The 20049-nt window shown below is 30.9% G+C and carries 20 protein-coding genes and 1 pseudogene; 18 read left to right on the top strand and 3 right to left on the bottom strand.

The window, feature by feature from the left end; genetic code table 11:
• Positions 1–220: 220 nt before the first annotated feature.
• A pseudogene (gene yqeB / locus HMPREF9629_RS12660) lies at positions 221–1019 on the bottom strand (selenium-dependent molybdenum cofactor biosynthesis protein YqeB).
• Between the two features lie 496 nt (positions 1020–1515).
• On the opposite strand from yqeB, the gene HMPREF9629_RS04760 reads away from it, so the two are divergent.
• The 11 genes from HMPREF9629_RS04760 to HMPREF9629_RS04710 all read left to right on the top strand — a co-directional run bounded on the left by HMPREF9629_RS04760 (position 1516) and on the right by HMPREF9629_RS04710 (position 11961).
• The gene (locus HMPREF9629_RS04760; RefSeq protein ID WP_009525223.1) at positions 1516–2349 is read left to right on the top strand and encodes a MurR/RpiR family transcriptional regulator; all 834 of its coding nucleotides are present in this window, start codon (positions 1516–1518) and stop codon (positions 2347–2349) included.
• Positions 2350–2526: 177 nt separating this feature from the next.
• Positions 2527–4179: an ABC transporter substrate-binding protein gene (locus tag HMPREF9629_RS04755; RefSeq protein ID WP_009525222.1), complete on the top strand. Its 1653-nt coding sequence runs from the start codon at positions 2527–2529 to the stop codon at positions 4177–4179.
• 215 nt (positions 4180–4394) lie between these two features.
• On the top strand, positions 4395–5351 hold the full coding sequence (locus HMPREF9629_RS04750; protein ID WP_009525221.1) for an ABC transporter permease: 957 nt from the start codon (positions 4395–4397) through the stop codon (positions 5349–5351).
• A 9-nt stretch (positions 5352–5360) separates the two neighbouring features.
• Complete coding sequence (locus HMPREF9629_RS04745) at positions 5361–6236, top strand: ABC transporter permease (RefSeq protein WP_009525220.1); 876 nt, start codon at positions 5361–5363, stop codon at positions 6234–6236.
• Positions 6237–6248: 12 nt separating this feature from the next.
• Positions 6249–7250 (top strand): ABC transporter ATP-binding protein, encoded by a 1002-nt coding sequence (locus HMPREF9629_RS04740; protein WP_009525219.1) that lies wholly within the window; start codon positions 6249–6251, stop codon positions 7248–7250.
• A 1-nt stretch (position 7251) separates the two neighbouring features.
• Positions 7252–8244 carry an ABC transporter ATP-binding protein gene (locus tag HMPREF9629_RS04735; protein ID WP_009525218.1) on the top strand — a complete coding sequence of 331 codons (993 nt, stop codon included), beginning with the start codon at positions 7252–7254 and terminating at the stop codon, positions 8242–8244.
• A gap of 41 nt (positions 8245–8285) precedes the next feature.
• Complete coding sequence (locus HMPREF9629_RS04730; protein WP_009525217.1) at positions 8286–8732, top strand: YhcH/YjgK/YiaL family protein; 447 nt, start codon at positions 8286–8288, stop codon at positions 8730–8732.
• 3 nt (positions 8733–8735) lie between these two features.
• On the top strand, positions 8736–9173 hold the full coding sequence (locus HMPREF9629_RS04725) for a GNAT family N-acetyltransferase (protein ID WP_009525216.1): 438 nt from the start codon (positions 8736–8738) through the stop codon (positions 9171–9173).
• 42 nt (positions 9174–9215) lie between these two features.
• Entirely contained in the window at positions 9216–9908 is a 693-nt protein-coding gene (locus HMPREF9629_RS04720; RefSeq protein ID WP_009525215.1) for an N-acetylmannosamine-6-phosphate 2-epimerase, read from the top strand.
• 266 nt (positions 9909–10174) lie between these two features.
• Entirely contained in the window at positions 10175–11059 is an 885-nt protein-coding gene (locus HMPREF9629_RS04715) for an N-acetylneuraminate lyase (RefSeq protein WP_009525214.1), read from the top strand.
• Positions 11060–11070: 11 nt separating this feature from the next.
• Positions 11071–11961, top strand: a complete 891-nt coding sequence (locus tag HMPREF9629_RS04710; RefSeq protein WP_009525213.1) for an ROK family protein — start codon at positions 11071–11073, stop codon at positions 11959–11961.
• Positions 11962–12077: 116 nt separating this feature from the next.
• Here HMPREF9629_RS04710 and rbr read toward each other — a convergent pair whose 3' ends face one another.
• Entirely contained in the window at positions 12078–12668 is a 591-nt protein-coding gene (rbr, locus tag HMPREF9629_RS04705) for a rubrerythrin (RefSeq protein ID WP_009525212.1), read from the bottom strand.
• Positions 12669–13057: 389 nt separating this feature from the next.
• Between rbr and HMPREF9629_RS04700 the strand changes: the two genes are divergently transcribed.
• The 4 genes from HMPREF9629_RS04700 (at position 13058) to HMPREF9629_RS04685 (ending at position 17814) form a co-directional block, all read left to right on the top strand.
• Positions 13058–14866 carry an O-antigen ligase family protein gene (locus tag HMPREF9629_RS04700; RefSeq protein ID WP_009525211.1) on the top strand — a complete coding sequence of 603 codons (1809 nt, stop codon included), beginning with the start codon at positions 13058–13060 and terminating at the stop codon, positions 14864–14866.
• Positions 14863–15468: an HAD family hydrolase gene (locus tag HMPREF9629_RS04695; RefSeq protein ID WP_009525210.1), complete on the top strand. Its 606-nt coding sequence runs from the start codon at positions 14863–14865 to the stop codon at positions 15466–15468. The genes HMPREF9629_RS04700 and HMPREF9629_RS04695 overlap by 4 nt, the downstream gene beginning before the upstream one ends.
• A 32-nt stretch (positions 15469–15500) precedes the next feature.
• A complete protein-coding gene (locus HMPREF9629_RS04690) occupies positions 15501–16916 on the top strand; it encodes an undecaprenyl-phosphate glucose phosphotransferase (RefSeq protein ID WP_009525209.1) in 1416 nt (471 codons plus the stop codon).
• 217 nt (positions 16917–17133) lie between these two features.
• Positions 17134–17814: a DNA alkylation repair protein gene (locus tag HMPREF9629_RS04685; RefSeq protein ID WP_009525208.1), complete on the top strand. Its 681-nt coding sequence runs from the start codon at positions 17134–17136 to the stop codon at positions 17812–17814.
• Positions 17815–18007: 193 nt separating this feature from the next.
• Here HMPREF9629_RS04685 and HMPREF9629_RS04680 read toward each other — a convergent pair whose 3' ends face one another.
• Positions 18008–18583 (bottom strand): zinc dependent phospholipase C family protein, encoded by a 576-nt coding sequence (locus tag HMPREF9629_RS04680; RefSeq protein WP_009525207.1) that lies wholly within the window; start codon positions 18581–18583, stop codon positions 18008–18010.
• Between the two features lie 273 nt (positions 18584–18856).
• Here HMPREF9629_RS04680 and HMPREF9629_RS04675 point away from each other — a divergent pair, with 273 nt between their 5' ends.
• From HMPREF9629_RS04675 to HMPREF9629_RS04665, 3 genes are read left to right on the top strand one after another with little or no spacing between them, the layout of a single operon-like run.
• The gene (locus HMPREF9629_RS04675) at positions 18857–19057 is read left to right on the top strand and encodes a hypothetical protein (RefSeq protein ID WP_009525206.1); all 201 of its coding nucleotides are present in this window, start codon (positions 18857–18859) and stop codon (positions 19055–19057) included.
• Between the two features lie 39 nt (positions 19058–19096).
• Positions 19097–19798, top strand: coding sequence for a UMP kinase (gene pyrH, locus HMPREF9629_RS04670; protein WP_009525205.1), 702 nt, complete (start codon positions 19097–19099; stop codon positions 19796–19798).
• A gap of 9 nt (positions 19799–19807) precedes the next feature.
• On the top strand, positions 19808–20014 hold the full coding sequence (locus tag HMPREF9629_RS04665) for a hypothetical protein (protein ID WP_009525204.1): 207 nt from the start codon (positions 19808–19810) through the stop codon (positions 20012–20014).
• Positions 20015–20049: the final 35 nt, after the last annotated feature.

The raw sequence follows: 20049 nt of genomic DNA, 5'->3' as shown, positions 1-20049 counted from the left end.
AGTTTACGCAATACTGTTTTTGTACAGTGCTATTCAGTTTTAGTATTAATTTAAATATTGTAGTATTGCTATAATATTTTTTTATTCTGAAATTATGTGTAATCATAAATATAGATTTCTCTATAATATTCAGCATTAATTATAAAGAAATCTATATTTAAAATCAAGTTCATATATTATGCTTTTAATTTAAAACATTTTTTATAAATAAAATTGTATTTTAAAAGCCGTGCATAAACATTGCTTCTAAAACACCGCCTGCTATGGATTTTGCTTTGTCTGAAATAGTAAAACAGTTTTCATATTCATCTAAACGTGGGTCTATATCTGCTATTTTCATACCTTTAAATACTTCGTATCCGTCTCTTATAAGTCCTCTTAATAGACCGTCTATACTTGCTCTTATATTGAAGTTGTTTACGGTTGCGATTATATCATCAGCTTTTACTATATCGCCTATTTGTTTTATATTTTTTATTACTCCGCTTTCAGGAGAATGTATCACTCTTTCACCGCTTTTTCCTGCAATAAGTCCGGGAACTCCTGTGTTTTTCAATGCAAAGCCTTTTTCTATAACTCGTCCGAGATTATGTCCACGCATAGTTTCTATTACATAATCTACATCAACTCCGGCCTCAAAACCGGGACCAAGAGCTATTGTTAGCTTTGACATAGACATATTTGTGCCAAGATTTTTTTTTTGCAATTATTGCATCAATAAGCACATCTTGAGTGAGGGATTTTAATATGTCGCATTTTTCATCTACCATTACAGGAATAAGTCCGTTTTTATGTGCATTGTTCATTTCATCTATACAAGATACTTTTACGGCAGTGGTATTTTCTATGGTAGTTTTTCCGCTGTATACAGCCTCGCTATATGCAACGGTCCTTCTTATTGCAGACGGCTTTGCAGTTTCAAGGCATAATACTTTAAAATGGCATTTATATAATCTGTTTATAGTGCCTGTAGCTATATCGCCGGCACCACGAATTATTATAAGTTTATCTTCAAACATAACAAACTCCTAAATAAAAAATAATATGGCAAATTTATGTTGAACACTGTTCAAAAATATCTATGTTTAATAATACATACAAACAAAATATTTTATTATATATATGAAGACAATGAAGGTTTAAATTTTGTTCATAAAACACAGATAAAATGTTTTATTGTATAATTTTTTGTCGCATTTATACAAGCTTTACTTAAAACGTAGGCGATATAAGTGTAAATTGTCATAAAATTATATCATTGTGATAAAAAATCTTCAAGTATTATAAAAATGGATATAAAAAATAGCTTATTACAATAATTGCGCTATATGAAAAACTTATATATCATTAAACTGAATATAATATTAAAACTAAAACAATAATGTTTAAAATAAAACTCCAAAAAAATAAAATAAAATAAAATAAAATTTCAAAAATATATTGATTTATTTTTTTTATATGATATAATGAGCTTGTATCAGACAGATACATATATACTTTAGGGAGGCAGTGATTATGAATTATAATATGCTCATTGACTCTTATTATCCTTCCCTTTCTAAAAGTGAGAAAAAAGTTGCAAACCTCATAAAAAAGCAGGGAGAAAAATTCATATATCAAAGTATACAGGAAGTAGCACAGGATGCTAAAGTAGGAGAGGCTACCGTACTGAGATTTTGCAGAACCATAGGTTTTGACGGTTTTAGAGATATGAAGCTTCATATTGCAAAAGAAAATACTCCCATTCGTGCAAAGAGGAAAGACAACTATGTGGAAGAAATAGTTAGAAATTTTGAAGATAGTATACAAGAAACTTATTCTGCAATAGTTCAGGAAAATCTTGAAAAAGTGGCATCTTTAATCAAAAAATCAGACAGAGTATTTTTATTCGGTATAGGTGCAAGTGCAAATGCTGTTTTTGATATGTGCTCAAGGTTGCTTAGATATGGCAAGACGGTATATACGGTTACAGATTCACACTATCAGATGATGAATTCGGCTATACTCGATGAAAAAGATCTTGTTATTGCATTTTCTATATCAGGTGTAACCGAGGATATAATCGATTCTATAGAGCTTGCCAAGAAAAATAATGCGAGTTTGGTGGTCATAACCAATCATATTTTGTCTCCTTTGGCATCGCTCGGAGATATATGCTTGCTTACAGCGGGCAAGGAGTCTCCAATAGACGGAGGCAGTCTTACGGGCAGGGTATCACAAATGTTGGTGACAGATTTGTTGTGTACAACATATGCACTTATAGATGAGGATATGTCTGAATTAATGAGAGAAAAGACAGCAAACTCCGTGCTTAGAAAAAGCGTTGAGTATAAGAAAAAGAAAAAATGATTGTGTAGTTTAGGCAAACGATATTTTTAAATGAAAAACATTTTCAATGTAAGAATACAACTATGATTAATTAGATATTGGGTTTAATATTCGTTAATCAATAATTAATCGGTTTTCAAAAACTTTAATGTTTTGAATAAATTTTTAATTAACTTTAAAATTATTTAGGAGGGCAAAATGAAGAAAAAATCATTAATAGCATCACTTGTTTCATGTATGCTTTTATTGACTGCTTGTGGTGGCGGCACAGAAAAACCTGCTGATACGGACAAGAAAAATGAAACTACATCTGCTCAAAATACAGATGAAAAAGCGTTGTACACAATATTCAGTAAACAAGGTGAAGGTACTAATTTTGACACACCTTGGTGGAATCGTGGCGACTTATACAAGGTTATAACATTCAGAAGCTTATTTAAAGCAAATAACACTCTTACAGAGTTCAATCCTGATCTTATATCTGAATATAAGCCTGCTGATGACGGCTTATCTTATGAATTTACATTAAAAGACGGGCTTAAATGGTCAGACGGTAAAGATTTAACAGCTGATGACGTTAAATTTTCTATCGAAGGAGCTTTAAGAGGAGCAAAAGTAAACGGTATATACTCAGCAACATTCTCTAAAATAGAAGGTGCAAAAGAGTATAAAGAAAAAACTGCAGAAACAGTTAGCGGACTTACAGTAGACGGCAATAAAATAACTATGAAATTAACTCAACCTGTAGGAAATTTAATTCCAATATTATCACAATTTGCCATACTTCCAAAACATGGTTTTGAAGGCGTTGATATGCTACAATACAACACAGCAGATTTCTGGAAAAATCCTATAACAAACGGAATGTATAAAGTAGAAGAAATAGTAACAGATTCTTATATAACATTGGTACCTAATGAAAATTATGAAGGTACAGCACCTAAAATACAAAAAGTTGTTGTAAACATAGTTCCTTCAGAAAGTATATTGACAGCAGTTGCAGATGGACAAGCTGATTTCTTCAACTCAAAAGTTCCGGCAGAAATAAGCAAATTAAGCGAAAATGCTGCTTGGGAAAAATCAGCGGTAGATACATTATTCTACTATTATTTAGTATTCAACTTGACAGGAAATGACACTCGTCCTGCTAACAAAGCATTGCAAGATCCTAAAGTAAGAGAAGCTATATACTATGCAATAGATAGAGAAAGTTTAGCTAAAAGCATATATCCTGAAATAGGAGATGTCGCAGGATTAGGAGTACCTACAAGAGATACAGCTAATTATAATGATACAATAAACAAATTTGCTTATGCTCCTGAAAAAGCAAAATCACTTTTAGCAGAAGCAGGATATGACACTAATCAAACATTAGAATTCCGTTATTATATGGCAGACCAATCATCAGTGAGCTTATATGAAGCTATAGTTGCCAATTTGGAAGCAGTTGGAATAAAAGTAAATCTTCAAAAATTTGCAGGAGATGCAACTCAAGAATTATTTGACATAAGAAACTACGACATAGCATTAAAAGGATTATCAGCATTCGGTTATGATGAATGGTATGGAGAATATTCAGCAACACATGGAAACTTCCCTAAATTGATAGGACATAATGAATCTTATGACAAACCTTATAATGAATTGATACAAGCTACAGATGCAAATGCAAAAGCATCAGCATTAAAAGAATTACAATCAATAGAACAAACAGATTTAACAAAAATGCCTGTATTTATGCTTAAAAATATGATATTTGTAAATGGTGAAAAAGTTGACACTAAAGGGGCTCAATTTGGTAATCCTTGGTTTGCGTATGACTTAGGATTTGAAAACTGGGAAATGAAATAAAAAACTTTGACGGATAGGGTATGTAAAATATATAAACGGAAAATGGTACATATTTATGTACCATTTTCATTATTAAATATAATTTAAAAATTGTTTTTTAATGAATTGAAACTAAACTATATAGTATTCAGACAATATGAATTATAATATTTTTTATGGTATTTTTTTCTGCTTGAGTAAAAGATTATTACTAAATATGGAAAGGAGTAAAAACGGTGTTTAAGTTTATTTTGAAAAAATTATTATTTATGATACCTATGCTTTTAGTGATATCCTTTCTGATTTTTTTCGCTTTAAAATCAATGCCGATTGATCCTATAAACTATTTGTTGCCTCCGGAAGCATCTCAAGATGCAACGTTAAAAGAGCAGTTAAGAGAGGCATACGGCCTTAATAAACCGTTTTTGGTACAATATGGTAACTGGATTGGCAATATTTTAAAAGGAGATTTCGGATATAGTATATTGAACGGGCAACCGATAAAAGAAATATTGAAACAAAAACTTCCGGCAACTTTACAATTGGCAACTACTGCACTTGTAATATCATCAGTGCTTGGAATATTACTTGGAATATTATCAGCTGTAAATCAAAACAGCATTATAGATTATATAGGTAGAGTTATAGGTGTACTTGGTCAGTCAATACCGCAATTTTTATTCGGTATTATACTTATAACTGTATTTGCTTTACAATTGAAAATTTTACCTGCAGGAGGAAGAAATCTCTATGGTAAGAATGATTTATTAAGTCAGTTTAAAGCCATAATTTTACCTGCCTGTGCTCTTTCAATAGGTATGATTGCTACAGTATTAAGATATACTCGTAATTCAATGCTTGATGTAATAAACAAAGAGTATATAAAAACAGCAAGAAGTAAAGGTGTATCAGAAGCGGTAGTGTATTTTAAACACGCATTCAGAAACTCTATGGGGCCCATACTTGTAACAATAATGTTTCGTATACCGGGGCTTATAGGAGGGTCAGTTGTTATAGAAACTGTGTTCAACTGGCCTGGAATAGGTTCTACACTCATGGGCTCTGTAACTTCTGGAGATTATCCTGTTATTATGGTTACTACATTATTGCTTGCGGTAGTAATGCTTACAATAAGCTTCTTGGTAGACGTATTAAGTGCATTACTTGATCCGAGAATAAGATTGGATGCGTAGGAGGTAGAAATGACAAATTTAGCAATGGAAAAAAATAAAAATCGTTCTGCCTTGGCAAAACGCTCTTTGCAAAAGATGATAAATAATAAACTCGGTATGATTGGAGCTATAATTGTTGTAATTATGAGTTTGATGTCTATAATGGCACCGCTTTTAACATCATTTGATCCGGGTGCAACAGATATGGCTATGATAAATCAGGCTCCTGGAGGAGGACATATATTCGGAACTGACAGTATAGGCAGAGATTTGTTTGCAAGACTTTTATACGGTGGAAGAATATCAATATTTATAGGTCTTGTCAGTGCGCTTTCCACGTCATTTATAGGTACGGTACTCGGTCTTACAGCGGGATATTTTAGAGGTAAAATAGACTCTGTGCTTGTCAGAATGTCTGAGATAATTCAGACGGTTCCTATGATAATATTGGTAATGGTGCTTGTAACTATAATAGGCCCCGGAGTAAAAAATATGATACTTGTATTCAGCTTTACCGGTTGGATGACAGTTTTTCGTATAGTAAGAAATGAAGTTCTAAGAATAAGAGAAGAGACATATATAGAAGTAAATAAGGCTTTTGGTATTTCAGATTCTTCTATTATGTTCGGACAGATACTACCTAACACTTTAAGTCCAATAATAGTTGCAACTACAATAAACGTAGCGTTTTTTATATTGCAGGAAACAGAGCTTTCATTTTTGGGGCTCGGAGTGCCTACTAATATATCTACTTGGGGAACTATAATAAATGCTGCAAAAAATCTTACTGTCATAGAACATCAATGGTGGTTATGGATAATACCCGGTGCTGTAATATCGCTGTTTATTATGAGTGTAAACTTTTTTGGAGATGCACTTAGAGATGTACTTGACCCTAAGAATTAATGGAGGAAACTTATGGAAAATTTATTAGAAGCAAGAAATCTTTGCACAGAATTTAAAGTGGGTAAGGACTCTATAAAAATAGTAAAAGATGTTTCTTTTGATGTAAAAAAAGGCAAAATATTATCGATAGTAGGCGAATCCGGATGTGGTAAATCTGTCACAGTACACAGCATGATAAATCTTCTTCCAAAAGCCGGTAGAGTTGCAAACGGAACATCTATTTTTGAAACTTCAAGTGGAGAAAAAGTAGATCTTGTAAATCTCAAGCCATATTCAAAAGAGATAAGAGCACTTCGTGGAAAAGAAATAGGGATGATATTTCAAGATCCGATGCAATCATTAAACCCCGTTTATACAATAGGTAATCAAATAATGGAAAATATTTTGCAACACAACAAAGTTTCCAAAAAAGATGCAGAAGAGATAGGAATAGAGATGCTCAAAAAATTAGGCATACCTGAGCCTAAAAAGAGATTTTACGATTTTCCCCATCAATTTTCAGGCGGCATGAAACAAAGAGTTATGATAGCTATAGCAATGGTTAACAATCCTAATCTTTTGATAGCCGATGAGCCTACAACGGCATTAGACGTTACTATACAAGCGCAGATAATGGATTTGATGAAGGGTATGCGTGATGAATATGGCAAATCTGTAATACTTATCACACATAATATGGGGCTTGTTGCAGAAGTTGCAAATCAGGTTGCAGTTATGTACATGGGACGCATCATAGAATACGGAGATGTAAAAGACGTATTTGAAAATCCTATGCATCCTTACACGAGAGCACTTTTAAAATCAGTGCCGGTACCCGGAATGGCAAAAAATCAAAAATTAGCTACAATACCTGGAGAAACACCTGATCCTAAGAAATATAAAATAGGCTGTGAATTTGCAAATCGCTGTAGTTTTGCAAAAGAAGAATGTAAAAATCAAGATATACCTACTTATGTGATAGACGGCACACATATAGCGAAGTGTATATTGTTAAAAGGGAATAAGGAGGCATAATATGACAAATACAAATAATGAAGTAATATTTGAAATTAAGAATTTGCAGACATATTTCCCTATATATGAAGGCTTTATTAAGAAGAAAAAAGTTGCAGATGTAAAAGCAGTTGATAATGTATCCTTTACAGTAAAAAGAGGAGAGACACTTGGAATAGTAGGCGAGTCAGGTTGCGGAAAAACAACACTTGGAAAAAGCATAATGATGCTTCAAAAACCTACAGGCGGAGAAGCAAAGTTTAACATGAACGGTGAAATGAAGGACATCAGAAAATTCAGTCAAGAAGAACTGTTCAAGTTTAAAAAGCAAGTTCAAATGGTCTTTCAAGATCCATACAGCTCTTTAAATCCTATGAAAACAATATATGATGCTTTTGATGAACCTCTAAAAGCACATGGTTATACATCAAAAGAAGAACGTGAGCAGATAATGATTGACAGACTTAAAACTGTAAATCTTCAATCAGAGTATATATATCGCTATCCGCATGAATTTTCAGGCGGACAAAGACAGAGAATTTGTATAGCAAGAGCCTTATGTGTAGAACCTCAAGTAGTTGTGTTGGACGAGCCGGTATCGGCATTGGATGTGTCTATTCAGGCACAAGTGCTAAATCTTATGCAAGACATACAAAAACAGTTCAATTTGACATATATATTTATAGCACATGACTTATCAGTTGTAGAATATATAAGTGATAGAATAATAGTTATGTATCTCGGAAATATAGTGGAAATATCAAAAGCGGAAGGATTGTATAAAAATCCGTTGCATCCATATACACAGGCTTTGTTATCGGCAATACCGATACCTGTTGTAGGAGCGGATAAGAACAGAATAGTGTTGGAAGGAGATGTTCCGTCGCCTATAAATAAACCTTCAGGCTGTGCTTTTCATACGAGATGTAAAAAAGCTATGGATATATGTAAAACACAAACACCTTTAATAAAAAATATAGATAGCGAACATATGGTAGCCTGTCATCTGTATTAAATAAATTTAATGATTAAAATATATGAATTTAGGAGTAAAAGATGATTTATAATAAATTCTCTTATAAAAAATTTGAAGAAGAGTTTTTGCAAAAAATATTTGAATTTTTAGAAAAAAATGATGTATCTAAATTTGAAAACGGAAGATATGATATAGATAAAGACAATTTATTTTTAAATATAGCAACTTACAATACAACTACACCTGAAAACAGAGTTTGGGAAGCTCATAAAGAATATATTGACGTGCACATGATGATAAAAGGAAAAGAAAAAATGTGTACAGCTTTCATAGAAAATGTGAATATCACAGAATATCACGAAGACAGCGATTATGTAGAGATATCCGATATAAAAGGCGATATATCTCAGATAGTCTTAAATGAGGGAGAGTATCTTGTGTGCTATCCGCAAGATGTTCACAAGACAGCTTGTATAGTGGAAAAAGAAGAAGAAGTGAAAAAGGCTATATTTAAAGTGAGAGTATAAGAAATGGATCCTGATTTTAAACAAATAACAAGAGATTATGTTGAAGAAATCATAGATAAATATATAGCATTTAGAGAAGAAGAAGACGAAAAATGGGAATATGAAGATGCAAAAATGAGAATAGAACAGCTTGTTTTCGTTTTAGGTTCATATTGTATAATGATTATTAAAAATGATGAAATAATAGGTTTTGCTCTTGGATTTTTTAAACAATTCGATACAGTGAAAATATATTATTTGGAAGAAATATTGATAGGGAAAAAATTTCGTAATCATGGTTATGGAACCATACTTTTAAAAAAAATGGAGCAAGATTTAAAATCAAGCGGTTGCAATAAGATAACATTATTGACTACACACAGTGATGAACACAGGAGATTCTATGAAAGACTTGGATTTGTAGACAATGATTTTTTAAGACCGTTGAAAAAAGATATATAATAGATGTTAAATCTAAACAGTTATCGTAATCGGAGGGGGATTATGGGAGCAGTAGAACAGATAAAAGGAGAGCTTATAGTATCTTGTCAGGCTTTGCCTGAAGAACCGTTACATTCTTCGTTTATAATGGGAAGAATGGCGCGTGCTGCCAAAGAAGGTGGAGCTAAAGGGATTCGTGCCAATTCAGTAGAAGATATAACAGAAATAAAAGAAACAGTAGACTTGCCTATAATAGGAATTATTAAAAAAGATTATGAAGGCTGTGATGTATATATAACACCTACTATGGAGCAAGTAGACGAGCTTGTAAAAACGGGTTGTGAAATAATAGCTATGCAAGCGACTGACAATATAAGACCTAATGGAGAAAATACAGAGCAGTTTTTTAAAAAAGTCAGAGAAAAATATCCTACACAAAAGTTTATGGCGGATTGCTCAACTCTTTCAGAGGCTATTCTTGCAGATAAGATAGGCTTTGATTTCATAGGAACTACTATGGTAGGATATACTAAGCAGAGTAAAAATTTAAAAATAGAAAATAATGATTTTGAACTTATGAAAGAAATAATAAAAAATGTAAAACATCCTGTAATAGCAGAAGGAAATATAGATACACCTCAAAAAGCAAAAAGAGTGTTGGAGCTTGGATGTTATAGCGTTGTTGTAGGTTCAATAATAACAAGACCTAAGGTTATTACAGAGAGATTTGTAAAAGCTATAAATGAAAACAAATAATTTTTTTTAATAAATGGAAAAATAATTTTATGAATCATATTTTTTAAAAGTATTTTGAATAATTTTCAAATATTTGTTTATTTTTTATTAGCAAAATATTAGACTTGTTAGATAATATTGTAAAAAACGAATTATATTACAATTTAAGTATTTAAGATAATTTTCTTTATATGGTTGTTTAATTTGTGATAATTACTATTACAGGCTATGAGTAATTAAATCAAGTCTATTATAAATAAAAATTTTAATTATTGAGGAGAATAGCGATGAAAAACGAAGATTTAAAAGGTTTATACAGTGCATTATTGATATCATTCAACGAAGACGGAAGTATAAATGAGCAAGGAATAAGAGAGATTATACGTCACAACATAGACAAGATGAAAGTGGACGGATTATATGTAGGAGGAAGTACGGGAGAAAACTTCCTGCTTTCAACAGATGAGAAAAAAAGAATATTTGAAATTGCAAAAGATGAAGCGAAAAGTGATATAAAACTAATTGCACAAGTAGGCTCTATGAATGTATATGAAGCCATAGAACTTGCAAAATTTACGACAGATTTAGGCTATGATGCAATATCTGCAGTAACACCTTTTTATTATAAATTCTCTTTTGAAGAAATAAAAGAATATTATGAAATGATAATAAACAGTGTAGACAACAGACTTATAGTTTATTCTATACCGTTCCTTACAGGAGTAAACATAAATGTAGAACAATTCGGCGAATTGTTTAAAAATGAAAAAATAATAGGCGTTAAATTTACAGCCGCAGATTTTTATTTGCTTGAAAGAGTTAGAAAAGCATATCCTGAGCATCTTATATATGCAGGATTTGATGAAATGATGTTGTCGGCATCAGTATTAAACGTAGACGGAGCGATAGGTTCAACATTTAATTTGAACGGTATAAGAGCAAGAAAAATAGTAGAACTTGTAAAAGAAGGTAAAATAGACGAAGCAAGAGAATTACAACACATAACAAATGATTTTATAACAGATGTGCTAAACAACGGATTGTATTCAACACTTAAAACTTGCTTAGAATTACAAGGAGTACATGCAGGATACAGCAGAAGACCTATGAAAAGTGCAAGTGAATCTCAAAAACAAAGAGCTAAAGAGATATATGAAAAATATCTAAAATAAGGGACAGTATTATGAAAAAATATATTGCAATAGATATAGGCGGAACATCTATAAAATATGGGCTTATTGCAAATGAACAGATACTTTTTAGCTGTGATACAGATACTATGGCAAAAAAAGGTGGGGGGCATATAGTATCTCTCGTGAAAAATATAGTGAGAAAATATCTTGAAGAGCAAGAAGATATAGCAGGCGTGTGTATATCTACAGCAGGTATGGTAGACACGAAAAAGGGAGAGATAATATATGCTGGTAAACAGATTCCACAGTATATAGGTGTAAATTGGAAAAAAGAGATTAAAGACGAATTTAATTTGCCATGTGAAGTTGAAAATGACGTAAATTGTGCCGGATTGAGTGAAGCTGTAAGCGGAGCCGGAAAAGGAAAACAAAGCGTATTATGTCTGACTATAGGTACAGGAATAGGCGCTTGTATGGTAGAAAACGGAAAAGTATATAACGGGCACAGCTACAGTGCATTTGAAGTAGGCTATTTAAAACTTAAAGACGGAGATTTTCAAGATTTGGCATCAACGACAGCTCTTATAGAAAGTTATAAAAAAGAAAAAAATGACTGTGAGAAAGACATAAACGGTAAACTTATATTCGATTTGGCTAAAAACGGTGATGAAATTGCAATAAAACAAATAGATAAGCTTATAGACTATATGTGCATAGGTATATCAAACATATGCTATATAATAAATCCTTCCATTGTAGTATTGGGTGGAGGGATAATGGAGCAAAAAGAATATATGTTGCCTAAGATAAAAGAATGTATGAAAAAATATTTGCTTAAAAACATATATGACAATACAAAATTTGATTGTGCAAAGCACAAAAACAAAGCAGGTATGCTCGGAGCATATTATCACTTTTTAAATGAGCAAAAAAGTAAATAGATAGTTATAATACTGATATTCTTTTGATATAACCAACTCCAAAATAAAAAATATACAAAAAATAGATACCGTAATTTAGGTATCTATTTTTTTGTGCGTTTATTTTTTTATAATGCTTATCTTCTTACTTCAAAATATGCTTGTGGATGTTTACATGCAGGACATAGTTTAGGTGCTTCTTTTCCTTCGAATATAAATCCGCAGTTTCTACACTTCCAAGCAACAATTTCTTCTTTTTTGAATACAGTGCCGTTTTTTACGTCATCAGCTAATCTTCTGTATCTTTCTTCGTGTTCTTTTTCTACTTTTGCGATTAATCTGAATGATGCTGCTATATCGTTGAAACCTTCTTGTTCAGCTATTTCAGCGAATTTAGGATAAGCCTCTGTCCATTCTTCATTTTCGCCGGCAGCAGCAGCCATAAGGTTATCGTAAGTGTTTGACATAATGCATGGGAAAGTTCCTGTTATTTCTGTAGTTACAGGGAATTCTTCTCCCTCCATTTTTTCAACAACATATTTGTAGAATAATTTTGCGTGTTCTTTTTCGTTTTCAGCAGTTTCCATAAATATAGCTGATATTTCTTCGAATCCTTCTTTTTTAGCAACGCTTGAGAAAAAAGTATATCTTGTTCTTGCTTGTGATTCACCTGCAAAAGATGTCATCAAATTTACTAAAGTTTGTGTTCCTTTTAAAGATTTTGCCATTTTAATTTCCTCCATTTTTCTTTCAAATGAAAATTGCTTTCATAGATTTTTTTAAACTTTTATTTATCGATAAATAAATTATACCATAGAAAAGTTTTTTAAAACAGACATTTTGAAAGATTTTAAAAAAATACAAATTTGATATATGAAAGTATGTATTTTGTTTCAATTGAGTTTATAATAAATACAATTTTATAATTATTATAATATTGATAGCTTTTATAAAAATGCTTTTTAATAAAAAATATAATATAAGTATTTTTATAAAGGAATGTATAATCATCATTAAATATATACAAAATGACTAAAAAAATGTATAATATTAAATATGTTGATGAAAATTTATAATTATCGAAGTAAAAAATATATTTGAAAAAATGGAGAGTTATATGGATTTGAAAAGATTTATTAAGATACTGCCGTTTATTTTAGGACTTTTAATAATACCTGTAACTATGAGAATGGTTGAGGTACAGATACCTTTTGAGGTGCAAATGCATTGGAGAGGTGTAGGTGTGGATAATGACATAGTGTCGTATGCAAAATCCGTTATGCTTATAATAAGCGGAGTTGTTGTTGCGGGGATATTATTTTTTACGATTTCCAATGAAAGTATTATAAAAATAAAATCTGCAAAACCTTTTATAATTGCTTTTGCAGTGTTGCTTTTTATGGCTATAATATCTGCAATATTTGGAGGTAACGGTGTTATTGCATATGGAGGTGCTCCGTCAAGATATGAAGGATTGTATGCATATATAGGATATTTCATATTGTTTTTTTATGCTCTTACAGTTGAATATGACAAAAAAACAGAGCATTCAATAATTATAGTAATGGCTGTGTTTACAGTTTTATGCAGTATAGTCGGTTTTACTCAATATATAGGAAAGGATATATTTTTGACACCGTTTGCGACAAGCCTATATATACCTGAGGCTCTTAAAGAATATAGAAGCGCTATGACTGTAACTCAGTTTTCTTTTAAAAATATGTATTTGTTTACGACACATTACAACTATTCTTCTATGCTTATGTCTGTTGTGTCAATGTTCTGGTGTTTATATTTCGTGTGCGTTAAAGAAAAAAAATATAAGATAATATCAGGGCTTATGTCTTTACTTTCTGTGCTGATGTTACTCGGTGCAAATGCAAGATCAGGTATAATGGCTGTTTTTATAGCTGGCGTAATATTATGTATAACATTTATATCTAAGATATTATCCAATAAAAAAATGAGTATTGTTGCATTAGCTGTTATTGTTATATTCGTAGGTATTGCAGCAAAATTGGGTATGATGTCGAGATTTACGTCTTTAGTTGAAGATATAAAGAAAATAAGCGCTTCCGGTAAACAGGAGGAGGTTTATATAAGAGAACAAATACCTCTAAAAGATATAAAAACTGACGATACTTCTTATACTATAATCTATAATGATGTTACACTTAAATTTGATAACAGACAAAATTCTTTTTATGATGAAAATGGTAACATTTTGGCTTTTGAAACTCCTGAACAGGGCAGCGTCGTATTCAAAGATGGAAGATATGCCAATTTTTCTATAGGAGTGGCAAAAAGACAGAGCAACATAGATGAAACCGAACATTTATATCATTCAGTTAAAATAGATGGTAACTTATTTAATTTTGATGTAACTGATAAGGTTCAGCTTGTAAATCATTTAGGTATACCTATGTATCCGGAAAAAGCGGAAAGAATAGGATTTAAGGGTATGGAAAGATTAGGATCAGGTAGAGGATTTATAACTGCTTCTACAATTCCTCTAATTTTGAAATCTCCTCTAATCGGCTATGGACCTGACGCATTTTTGCAAATATTTAATCAAGATGACATATATACGAAGATGTATGTATATGGCAATCCTAATGAATTGGTCGATAAACCTCATAATTTGTATTTACTGTATGCAATAAATTTTGGAGTTATCGGTTTAGGAGCGTTTTTATTCATAATAATATTGCTCATAGTTAAAATGAAAAGAAAATATAAGGAAAATATGTTATCTGAAAATGCTATATATATAGGTGCATTTGCAGGTGTGCTTGCGTACATGGGCAGCGGATTTTTTAATGACTCTGTTGTTGCAGTATCACCGATATTTTGGATATTGCTCGGCATAGCTGTGTCGGGAGTAGATTTTAAGATTAAGAATAAATTTGGGGTTAATAAAAAATGATAGATACGATTATTTTTGATTTCGGAAATGTTATTGTAGATTACAATGCCGATTATATAGTCAGGTGCTTTGCAGATAAAGATGAAGATATAAAATTGTTATGTGATGCTGTAAATCATAATTGGTCAGCACTTGATGAGGGCATAATAGAGTACGATGAATATATAAATCAGACGAAAGCTATGTTACCTGAAAGACTTTATGATAATGTTGACAGGCTTTTTGTAGATTGGTATAAATGTATGCCTTATATAGACGGTGTTAAAGAAATAATAAAGTCCCTTAAACAAAACGGATATAAATTGATAATACTATCGAACGCTCCTGATTATTTTGCCGATGTTATAGATTATTTTGAAGTTGTACAAAACTTTGATGCAATAGTAATATCAGGCAAGATAAAAATGTTTAAACCCAATAAAGACATATATGAATATGTACTTAAAAAATATGGCTTGACAGACGAAAATACACTTTTTATAGATGACAAAACGGAAAATGTAAATTCAGCTAAATTTTGCAATATAAACGGTTTAGTTTTTAATCAAGATGCAGAAAAACTAAAAACGGATTTAAAAGAACTGTTCGGCATTAATTTGTAATATTGTGAAATTATGATTATGGAGTTGACGATTTGATTAAAGAAAATCAGAAGATATTAAACTTTATAAATATAATGATAGATGCACTAATAATAGCATTTACCTATATGCTTGCATATCGTATGAGAGCGACAAGCGATTTGATATTGTATGTACAATCCGTAACATTTTCTCAGTATATGCAATATGTTGTAATTGTTGTGCCTTTATATCTATTTTCATATTATTTGTTTAAAGTATATACTGCGCAAAGACTTAAAAGCCTTGTTGAAGAAATCTCCAAGATTGTAAAAGCCAATATAGTTGCAACAATAGCATTTTTCACCGTATTGTTTATTTTAAAAGATGTCAATTATTCAAGATATATGACGCTCATATTTATATTTTGGAATATGTTGCTTACAGCTATATCGAGAATAGTGCTCAGATATATGCTAAGACGTATAAGACGTAAAGGTTTCAATATAAAACGAGCGGTGCTCATAGGTAATAGCGATACAGCTATGGATTTTTTGCAAAAGACACAGCAAAATTTACAATGGGGATATAAAATAGTAGCTATATTTGAAGAAAAAGTAAATATAAATAGACAAAAAAGATTGAAAGAAAAATATAAACTGTCCTATATACCGAGATATGATTATAATATGATTGAAGCATATCTTGCAGACAAACGAGTTGACGAAGTGGTAATAGGCATAAAATTAAAAGAATATGAGCATCTTGACAAAATAATAAGAGTATGCGAAAAATCAGGTATAAAAACACAGATAATACCGGATTACATTAAATATATACCTTCAAAACCGGTAGTTGAACAGATAGATGACATAACTATAATAAATATAAGACATGTACCGCTTGAAAATCCTATAAATAAAGTTATAAAAAGGCTATCTGATATAATATTATCCATAATAGCAATAGTGCTAACATCTCCGATAATGCTTGTGACAGCTATAGCAATAAAGATAGAAAGCTCTGGGAAAATAATATTTAAACAAGAGAGAGTCGGATATAACAGAAAAAAATTTTATATGTATAAATTTCGCTCAATGAGAGAGCAGACAAAAGAAGAAGAAAAAGATAAATGGACAACAAAAGATGACAACAGAAAAACAAAAGTAGGTAAGTTTATAAGGCGGATGAATATAGACGAATTTCCACAATTTTTCAATGTATTAAAAGGAGAAATGTCATTTATAGGTCCAAGACCGGAAAGACCTTTTTTTGTAGAAAAGTTTAAAGAAGAAATACCGAAATATATGGTAAAACACCAAGTAAGACCCGGAATCACAGGATGGGCACAAGCTAACGGTCTAAGAGGAGATACATCAATTAAAAAAAGAATAGAATATGATATTTTCTATATAGAAAACTGGAGTATATCATTAGATTTGAAAATAATAGTGCTTACAATAAAAAACGGTTTTAAAAATGCGTATTGATATTATTTACTAAAAATACTGTTTAGATTAAGGTATGCTTAATATATTTTTAATTTATACAACTTTTTATAAATACTTGAAGGTGAATATTTATAAAAGCATTAGCAAGTTTGCTCGCAAAATAGTTTTTGCATTGTTTATAAGAAATATAATATATATTTAATTATGGGAAAGTATCAGTGTAATATATAATCACATTAAATAAAAAGGAGATTGTATGAAATCTGTTATAGAACAACTGTTTGAATTGCAAGACTTATCGTACAAAGATTTTCACAAAAAACTCATACCCAATATAGATGAAGACAATATAATCGGGGTAAGAACACCAGTTCTTCGCAAATTTGCTAAAGAGTTTGCAAAAAGCGAATTGAAAGACGAATTTTTAAATTCATTACCCCATAAGTATTATGATGAAAACAATCTACACGCTTTTGTAATAGAAGCTGTAAAAGACTATGATGAGTGCATAAATAAAATAGATGAGTTTTTGCCATATATAGACAACTGGGCAACTTGCGACTCATTATCTCCTAAAATCTTCAAAAAATATAAAAAAGAAGTCTATGACAAGATAAAGATATGGATTAAAAGCGATAAAACTTATACAGTTAGATTTGCAATAGTTACACTGCTTGCGAACTATCTTGATGACGACTTTGAAGAAGAAATGCTGACTCTTGTTACAGATATTAAAAGTGAAGAATACTATATAAATATGGCTATTGCTTGGTATGTGAGTATGGCACTCGTAAAACAGTATGATTCTACAATAAAATTGATACAAAGTAAAAAATTGGATAAATTCACTCATAATAAGAGTATACAAAAAGCCATAGAGAGCTATAGAGTAGATGATGATAAAAAGAAGTATCTAAGAACACTTAAAATTAAATGATAACAAAAAAGTACAACATAATTTTTGAAAATATCAAAAAACTGTGTTGTACTTTTTTATATTTTATACTTATTTTTAATAGAATAACAGATATTTTTATTTTCAATAATTTATCGGCTAAGCAAAATCAAGAGTATTTAAAGTAAACAATTTATATAAATTTTATCTATTAATCAAATACAAGCTGATTTGCCTAAGCAATAACAGGCAGACCGTAAACATCGAAACAATGAGAAACCATAAGGCAAGATATAGTATCTACTGCATTTAAAGTGCTGTATAAGTCATTTTCATAAGATACTCCCTTGCTTTCATATTCTGTGTGCATTTCATCTATGATAGATTTTATGTTTTCATAATTTATAGTGTCAACCCTCGGTATATCCAAAAGATGTACATCTCTTTGTTTTTTAAACAATAAATGAAGCTTTGCTTCAAATTGCATATGCTCTTTTATATGATTGTGATAATATGCTCTATCGTTGTGTGGAGTACAAAAAAAATCTGAAACATAATGTGTGATTATGCCGAGCCTTATAGAAAACTCCTTCATGCTTATATTATTACTGTCATTATACAGTTTTTCAATCATGTTTAGTATATAATCATAAGATACACTGAAAAAATGTTTTTGTTTCATATATTTCGGCATCAAATCAGGGAGGACCGATCCCCAAATAAGCCATCTTTTATCAAGGCGTATTTTGTTGTTGAGAAGTACGCTTTTATATATGTTTTCTCCGATTAATCTGTGAGTAGGAATTATCATTATAACCTTTCTTAGACGCTACTACGCCATTAAAATACCAATGCCTTTAAATTAAAATATGAGCATATCTTAACTTAAATGGGCTTTAGCATAAAAATAAATAATTATCAGTTTTTAAAACGTAAAATTTATTTTACTATAAAATACAAAAAAATTAAATAGTATTTATAAATTTTACAATTAAAAAATTAATTTAGTAATATATTTTTATTTTGTATAAAATATGTTATAATTTTAATTAATAATTAAACAAAATATTTTTGACAGGGGGGATTGAAGATTAAGCTGACTATTGAGATTGAAGAGCATATGATGTCAAGACTTCATACTATAAGCAAATTGAAAGATGTGCCTGTTGAAGAACTTTTACAGACCTTTATACAAAGACAAGTAATATTTGAAGAAGACAGACAAATTACAAAAAGAATTCAAGATATGCCGATTGAATTTCAGTTGGAAAATTTTGATGCTTAATGTGTTGTTTTTTTTACATAAAACTAAAAGGAGAATAAAATGCCTGCATATAAAAGAGTTTTACTTAAAATTAGTGGTGAGGCACTATCAGGAGATAAAGGTTTCGGATTTGACGAAGAAATGCTGAAAAGTGTAGCCATATCTATCAAAAAAATATTGAATGAAGGCGTGGAAGTGGCTATAGTAGTAGGTGGAGGTAATTTTTTTAGAGGAAGAACAGGTAAAAATATGGACAGAGCACAGGCTGATTACATAGGTATGCTTGCAACAGTTATGAATTCACTTGCTCTACAATCATATCTTGAAGCGGAAGGAGTAAGTACAAGAGTACAGACTTCAATCGAAATGCGTCAAGTTGCAGAACCATATATAAGAAGAAGAGCTATAAGACACCTTTCAAGAAAAAGAGTAGTTATATTTTCTGCCGGAACAGGCAGTCCGTTTTTCTCTACAGATACGGCAGCGGCATTAAGAGCTGTTGAAATTGGTGCGGATGTCTTATTGCTTGCAAAAAATGTTGACGGTGTATATGACAGCGACCCTGCAATAAATCCGAATGCAAAAAAATACGATAAGCTGACATATATGGATGTGTTATCACAAAATTTGAAAGTTATGGATTTAAGTGCAATAACCTTATGTATGGATAATAAACTCCCGCTTTATGTATTTTCTTTAAAAAATACTGATAATATGGTGAGAGTTATAGAAGGCGCCAATATGGGAACAGTTATAAGTTAAGAGATTGCTATGAGAAAATGTATAAGATGTGGTACAGCTATGGTAGAAGATTGTGAACTCGTTATATGGGGTTTTGGAAGCGAGTACATTCAAATAAAATATGATAAAAAGAAAAGAGCATTTTCAGGAGATTTGGGCACACCTAAAGCGGCAGTTTGTCCAAACTGCGGAGAAGTATCAATGTATGTAGAAAATACAAGTAAATTAAAAGAGTAATGTAAATAATAAAATCAACAATATTATTTTAAATA

This window comes from Peptoanaerobacter stomatis, assembly GCF_000238115.1.
Taxonomy (GTDB): Bacteria; Bacillota; Clostridia; order Peptostreptococcales; family Filifactoraceae; genus Peptoanaerobacter; species Peptoanaerobacter stomatis.
This window is presented reverse-complemented; position numbering and strand designations above follow the sequence as displayed.